Source organism: Sutterella massiliensis (assembly GCF_016899755.1).
Classification (GTDB): Bacteria; Pseudomonadota; Gammaproteobacteria; order Burkholderiales; family Burkholderiaceae_F; genus Sutterella; species Sutterella massiliensis.
The window spans coordinates 1-1012 of sequence record NZ_JACJJC010000126.1; the positions used below are offsets into that span (position 1 = coordinate 1).

Sequence of the window (1012 nt, forward strand, 5' to 3'; positions counted from 1 at the left end):
GTCTAGGAAGCGGTCCCTGATGTGAAGCCAGGACTGGTACTCCTCCGACTTGATCCACGACAGTGTCGTCCTTGCCGATAAAGGAGGACCCGTCACTCTGCGGGGAGCAGAAAAGTACACGCCTCATTTTCGGTGTCGCCAATTAAGCCCGAATCGTTTGAGGAGGCCCGTTCCCAACGCCAGATGACCTCTAATTGATCTCACTCGCTAGTTCTGTCCGAAAAAGTTCAACCGGTTGAACTTTTCAGCCTAGTTCTCTGGCGGTGCTGCGGCAATAACGCGGCTCCGCCGGTTCGTCGTGAACCCGTCAAATCAGCGATGATGACGATGTCTCGCCCGACACTTGTTCGCGAACGGCGCCTTCAACAAGACCGCGCACCCAGCAATGTGCCGGATCAAGGTGCTTGTTTTCCGTCCAGACTTGATAGACCTCGAAGTCTGCAACGCCCGCTGATGCCGCAGGCAGCCAAGAAACGGCATAGTGCTCGCGAACAACTTCCGCGCCCGCAAGCGGAGTGAGCATGATGACATCGGTCCTCTCAATGAGCGGCATGAGATCATAGCCGGACTCGGACACCACTGCTGCCGGCGTAAAGCTCGAACCGGACGTCACCGCACGCTCCAACGTTAAAAGTCCTCCCGATGTATTGATTGAAACCGCGGCTCGAGGATAATGCTCGAGCATTTCAGCGGAAAGAACTCCGCTTTTAGCCGCAACTTCTTCAAGGAGCGGATGATTCTCCCGCATTAAAACGACAGCCGGGGATCTGAATAAAAGCGTCTTGCGGCAAGACGGCGGTACTTCGTAGTCCGTAGTTAGTCCAAGATCGATCCGCCCTTCCTTCAGATCAGTCCATATATGAGGCGTACGGTGCTCCAAGGTAATGCGAAGTTTCGGGGCACGCACGCGTATCTGCTCAAAAATACGAAAAAGGATGTTCGGCATCACCAAACCGCAGGATGCGATCTGAAAGTTGCCCTGGAGATGCTCGGGATTGAAGCCGCGGGGCGC

1 protein-coding gene is annotated in these 1012 nt (G+C 55.1%); it reads right to left on the reverse strand.

Features of this window, described 5'->3' with window-relative positions; translation table 11 throughout:
- Positions 1 to 307: 307 nt before the first annotated feature.
- Positions 308 to 1012 (reverse strand): LysR substrate-binding domain-containing protein (locus tag H6A60_RS11705; protein WP_205104816.1); only part of this gene is annotated, 705 nt, incomplete at its 5' end.